The organism is uncultured Limnohabitans sp. (assembly GCF_937889215.1).
Taxonomy (GTDB): domain Bacteria; phylum Pseudomonadota; class Gammaproteobacteria; order Burkholderiales; family Burkholderiaceae_C; genus Limnohabitans_A.
Map to the genome: position 1 here is coordinate 1 of NZ_CALBEX010000523.1, position 4,895 is coordinate 4,895.

Annotated in this window: 5 protein-coding genes; 3 read left to right on the forward strand and 2 right to left on the reverse strand. The window is 56.3% G+C overall.

Annotated features, from left to right (window positions below):
* Positions 1-270 precede the first annotated feature (270 nt).
* Both Q0341_RS13250 and Q0341_RS13255 read left to right on the forward strand, forming a co-directional pair.
* Positions 271-1,146: an AEC family transporter gene (locus tag Q0341_RS13250; protein ID WP_299514176.1), complete on the forward strand. Its 876-nt coding sequence runs from the start codon at positions 271-273 to the stop codon at positions 1,144-1,146.
* Positions 1,147-1,252: 106 nt separating this feature from the next.
* Entirely contained in the window at positions 1,253-1,948 is a 696-nt protein-coding gene (locus Q0341_RS13255; RefSeq protein ID WP_299514179.1) for a haloacid dehalogenase type II, read from the forward strand.
* A 19-nt stretch (positions 1,949-1,967) separates the two neighbouring features.
* Here the strand turns inward: Q0341_RS13255 and Q0341_RS13260 are convergent, their stop codons facing one another.
* Positions 1,968-2,780, reverse strand: a complete 813-nt coding sequence (locus Q0341_RS13260) for a dihydrodipicolinate reductase C-terminal domain-containing protein (protein WP_299514183.1) — start codon at positions 2,778-2,780, stop codon at positions 1,968-1,970.
* A gap of 395 nt (positions 2,781-3,175) precedes the next feature.
* Between Q0341_RS13260 and Q0341_RS13265 the strand changes: the two genes are divergently transcribed.
* Positions 3,176-3,415 carry a hypothetical protein gene (locus tag Q0341_RS13265; protein ID WP_299514186.1) on the forward strand — a complete coding sequence of 80 codons (240 nt, stop codon included), beginning with the start codon at positions 3,176-3,178 and terminating at the stop codon, positions 3,413-3,415.
* Between the two features lie 373 nt (positions 3,416-3,788).
* Here the strand turns inward: Q0341_RS13265 and Q0341_RS13270 are convergent.
* Positions 3,789-4,895, reverse strand: a 1,107-nt coding sequence (locus tag Q0341_RS13270) for an ice-binding family protein (RefSeq protein WP_299514189.1), incomplete at its 5' end; no start/stop codon positions are given.

Consider the following 4,895-nt stretch of genomic DNA (forward strand, 5'->3'; position numbering starts at 1 on the left):
ACCGCAGAACGCTTGGCCCAGGCCCTGAGCCAATTGCACGACACCCATGGCGAAACCGTGCCCCGTTCGGGGTCCGAGCAGGGTGCCCTGGAGGTGGGCAAGGCGATGAAGGCGCACGGCGCCTGATTCACGCAGCCGACGCGGGCGTCGCTCTGCGTGGCTAGATGGGTGTCTATTTGTACGAATGGCAAATTTTTCTGAATCTATTGCCGCATTTCGTCAAACATAATGGCTTCAATTGCCATTGGGCCGCAGCACGAGATTCAGACCATGTTTTCACAAATTGCCACCATCACCTTGCCCATTTTTGTGTTGGCTTTGGTGGGTTTTTTCTACAGCCGCCGCGTCAAGCCGGATCTGGCTGGAGCCAACAAATTGATCGTGGACATTGCGCTGCCCGTATTGATCTTCACGTCCTTGTCGGCCAAGTCCTTTGACCCGATCGCGGCCTTGACCTTCACCGGGGCCGCCGTGGCGGTGATCTTGCTCAGCGGCTTGCTGGCTTGGCCGTTGGCGTCTTTGTCGGGGGCGAGCAAGGCGGCATTTTTGCCCTGCGTCATGTTCACCAACGTGGGCCCCGTGGGCATTCCCTTGATTGCATTGGCTTACGGCCCAGAGGGCATGGGACCCGCAGTGGTGTTGATCGTGATCTCCAATGTGCTGCATTTCACCTTGGGCGCGGGCATCATGAGCGGAAAAATTGACTGGCGCATGGTCTATGCGAACCCCTTGGTGTGGGCCACGGTGTTGGGCGTGGCCAGCTCCCAGTGGCAGCTGGAGCTGCCGGCTTGGCTGCAAACGTCGTTGACTTTGATCGGCAATGTGTTGGTGCCCATGATGCTGATGTCCTTGGGCGCGCGTTTGGCGAGCAGCCAAGTTCAAGATGCCAAGGTCGGCGCCCAAGCGTCGGTGTGGGTGCTGGTCATCCGTTTGGCCGTGGTGTATGCGCTCTTGGCCGTGTTGCCTTTGCAAGGGGTTGAGCGCGGTGCCTTGATCTTGTTTGCCTGCCTGCCGCCAGCGGTGTTCAACTTCATGTTGGCCGACAAGTACCAGGTGGAGCCGCACAAGGTGGCGTCTACTGTCATCGTAGGCCATGTTTTGGCGCTGGCCTTTTTGCCCTTGGGTCTCGTGCTGGCTTTGGGTTGATGGGGTCAAGCATGGGCACACACAAGCGTTTTCATGATGGGCCATCCATGCGCCCAATAGCAATTCCACACAAACAGCCTGTGAGCAGGCCAACCAGGCGTTCAATATGACAATCAAAGCGGTGGTGTTCGATGCGTATGGCACCTTGTTCGATGTGTATTCGATTCAAGCTTTGGCCGAAACTTTGTACCCAGGGCAGGGCCCTCAGATTGCTGTGTTGTGGCGCGACAAGCAAATCGAGTACACGCGCCTCATCACCCAGTCCGACCCCCATTCAGCGACGGGCAGCCGTTATTACCAGCCCTTTTGGGCGCTGACGCGGCTGTCGCTTGAGTACACCTTGGACCGTTTGCATCTGGACCGTCAGCAAGGGCAAGTGGCGCAATTGATGGCGCAATACGCCCACCTCTCGGCATTTCCAGAAAACTTGGCTGTGCTGCAAACGATCAAATCACAAGGCTTGGTCACCGCGATCTTGTCCAACGGCAGCCCGGACATGTTGGCATCGGCTGTTCAAAGCGCGGGCATGACCGAGTTGCTGGACCATGTGATTTCGGTGGACGACATTCGCTTGTTCAAGACCTCGCCAGAAAGCTATGGGCTGGTGCTAACCACCATCCCCGTGCACAAAGACGAGGTCTTGTTTGTCTCCAGTAACGCTTGGGATGCGCTGGGAGCCACTTGGTTTGGCTTTCAAACCCATTGGGTCAACCGCCAAGGTTTGCCCTTCGAAGCTTTGAAGCCTGAGCCGACCTTTACCGGCCCTGACCTGCGCTCGGTGTTGTTGACTTTGGGGGGCTAGTTGACTGCCGATGGTGGCTTCAGTTGGCCCAGAATTTCCACCAAGGTTTGGTCTGGGTCTTTGCCAACTCTTCTTCGTCGTCCTTCAAGTGGAAGAAGGGCAGCATCAAGTCTTCCATGGAGTAAAAGCCCTTGCTCTTGTTTTGTAATTGCTTGACCGCAAACAAGATGCCGCTGCCAAAGGCTTCGCGCGAAATGGATTCGTGCTTCAAACGGACCGTTTGAAAAGGAAACCCAAACAAAATCTCGTGCGTACCGATGATGCCGCCGGCACGAATGGTCTTGATCTGGCTTTCAGGCAGATCCAGCTGCTTGGCGATGACCTTGGCCGTGCCCGACACTTCGGGCTTCATCTTGAAATGTTCTTCAATGATCTCGATGTCGGTATAGGGCGCGATGGTCTTCAAAATCTTGGCTGAAATCATCAAAAAGTTGATGCCAATGGTGATGTTGGGCGAATGCATGACCACGGTTTGTGAGGCGAGTTGTTTCAGCTTGGCCAAATTTTCTGGCTGGTACTGCGACACGGCACTGATGATGATGACACCCCGTTGGGCCGCTTCTTGAGCGTAATAGTCCAAGCCTGTTTCGCCAGAGAAGTCGACGATGACATCCACGGGAAACTGATCGAGCAACTCAGCAGCCGTGAACTCGGTTTTGGAGTAAATCATGCCGAGGTCACCTGACTTCTGGCCTAAATACTCTGACACCGTTCGGTGCTCGAGCAAACTAGATTGTCTGATCACCCATTGGAGCTGTGTCAACTCTGAGTCCAATAGGACCGATGCTACGGCTCGTCCTGTTTTGCCAAATCCAATAAGGCCTACGCGCATGGGGGCTCCTTGATGCGAGACACCAGTCCCTTTGTTTGTTGAAAAAACCTGAGTCCAGGTCTCGAAAGTGCTGATGGAAAAAGTGTACTGATCAAATCAGAAAAGTACGCATGCGCCGCTTGTGGAGCAAGGTCTATTGGGCGGGTTTTGACAGGACTGCTGGCGTGAGTGTGTGTAGTGAGTTATCCATTCATCGCGGCCTGCCAAGCTAAATTCATTTTGTGGACGATTGGAAATTATAAAGGTCGATTTCTGACGTAAATATTTGAATCGCCTTGGATTCGAAAGGTGTTGCTCAAACCCAGCGTTGCCCCCAAACGCCATCCTTGCGAAGGTCCCGCTAGGCAATGGTCCGGGTCGCATTGGCTTCAGTCGCTTCAGTCTTCAACCACGCCATGGGATCGGTCGGCAAGTTCGGCTGGATCACCCAGATGACCAAAAAATGCCTTTGTTTGGCCACAGGCGTCACTGCCGTCCATTGGGTCAACGTCCGTTTCGTGGGTTTTGAAGGGTTATGGGCTGAGATCGTGGGTGAAATCACTTGGCTGGACGGACTTGGCCAGCGTTCGTCCGCCAGCCAGCAGTTTTGGGGAGATTTGTTGCCAAAAAGGGTGCATGAAGTGGCGACTTGTTGATGCAAGTTGCACATGGAAAACCGGTTGCCCAATGCTTCCCAACAACGGCATGATGTTTGCGCTTTGCGTCTGGGCTTGTGTTGAGTCCTGAAGGATGCGCATGCGTTTCCCCATCATTTTTGACCGTGGGTGCAACAGAACGGGTGCGCTTGGCACCTGTGTGCAGGTTTGGCGCTTGGCCCAGAGGTGTTGGGCTGTGGCATCAAGGCTGCAATGGCCTTGTTCAGCTTGGCCCCAAGCCCACCAAGAAGGTCAGGGCGCTGAGCGAGGCTTATTTGTCAAAAGAAGCCGAAACAGTGCGGCTCTTTCTCAAAGATGATCGGTGTGGTTGTGCTGCCCACCGTGTGCAATCAGGGGGTGATCCAGGGCTTCATCAAGGGCTTGGCAACGTGATTGTGCAGGCGTCGCAGGTGATGGCTGCTGCTGCCGCGCCTTGGTTCAGTGCCCGGCCCTCCAGTTGGGCCCCGGTTTGCAGCGTGATCGCGGTACTGGCCAGCAAAGAGCCTTTCATGACCGAGTTCACACCTAAGGTGATGGCGCTGCCAGCCGACCAAAAGACCTTGCTGGCCTTGGCCCCACCGCTGAGCACCACTTGGCTGGTCGATAAAGCATTGATGGCGGTGGCGCTGCGGATCACAAACACCGCGTTGGGGTCGCCTTGCGCGTCCAGTGTCAAGATGCCGCCTGCGGATAAATCGATGCTGGTCAGCGATTCGTACAAACCTGGGTAAAAGGTCAGGCCCGCCAAGTCGGTGGTGATCGGCGTTGGCGTGCCGCGCGCAGCCCCTGTGGCATGAGCGAAGGCGGCCAAGGCATCGGTCTTGGCGTTGCTCAGCAGCACCGCGTCCACCAACGCACAAGCAGGGCCTGTATTGTTCACCGCGTAAATATGGCCCACCACTTCGGGGCAGGTCAGGGGTGCGCTGAAGCCGGTGATGTTGGCACCCGCGTCGGGAGTCAGGCCCACATCGCCTGTGATCAGAGAAGTGGGGATGTTGGTGATGGCAGCAGAGCCCAGGATCGCGAAATTCGAAGCCGCGCCCAGTTCAACAGTGCTTTGGCAATCGCCCGTGCCGGTGGAGAAGCGCCACACCTTGTCTGCCTGCATGGCGTTGTTGGCCAAGTCTTTGACACCCCAAGTTCCGCCTTTGACCGTGACGGTGTAGACCGTGTTGGCGGTCAAACTGGCGCTGGGGTGGATGACGGCGATTTGGGTCAGGGCGTCATAAGTGACCACTGCAGACACCGTTGTGCCCAAACTTCTGGAGGGGGCCAAAGTGAGCGTGTTGGTGCTCAGGCTCATGGTGGCCATGAGCTCGCTGAAAGTCGCTTTCACGGTGGTGTTGAGGCAAACCCCTGCACTGTCATTGACCGGGCTGACCCCATCGACCGAAGGCGCTGTGGTGTCCAGCACGTTGGCGGTGGTGAAGGTCCAGACCTTGGGGATCAGCAGGGCATTGCCTGCCAAGTCGGTCGCTGC

What these genes read in the sequence shown, in the direction of transcription:
- Q0341_RS13250 (WP_299514176.1), top strand. Translation starts at nt 271, where the DNA reads ATGTTTTCACAAATTGCCACCATCACCTTGCCCATTTTTGTGTTGGCT.
- Q0341_RS13255 (WP_299514179.1), top strand. Translation starts at nt 1,253, where the DNA reads ATGACAATCAAAGCGGTGGTGTTCGATGCGTATGGCACCTTGTTCGAT.
- Q0341_RS13260 (WP_299514183.1), bottom strand. Translation starts at nt 2,780, where the DNA reads ATGCGCGTAGGCCTTATTGGATTTGGCAAAACAGGACGAGCCGTAGCA.
- Q0341_RS13265 (WP_299514186.1), top strand. Translation starts at nt 3,176, where the DNA reads ATGGGATCGGTCGGCAAGTTCGGCTGGATCACCCAGATGACCAAAAAA.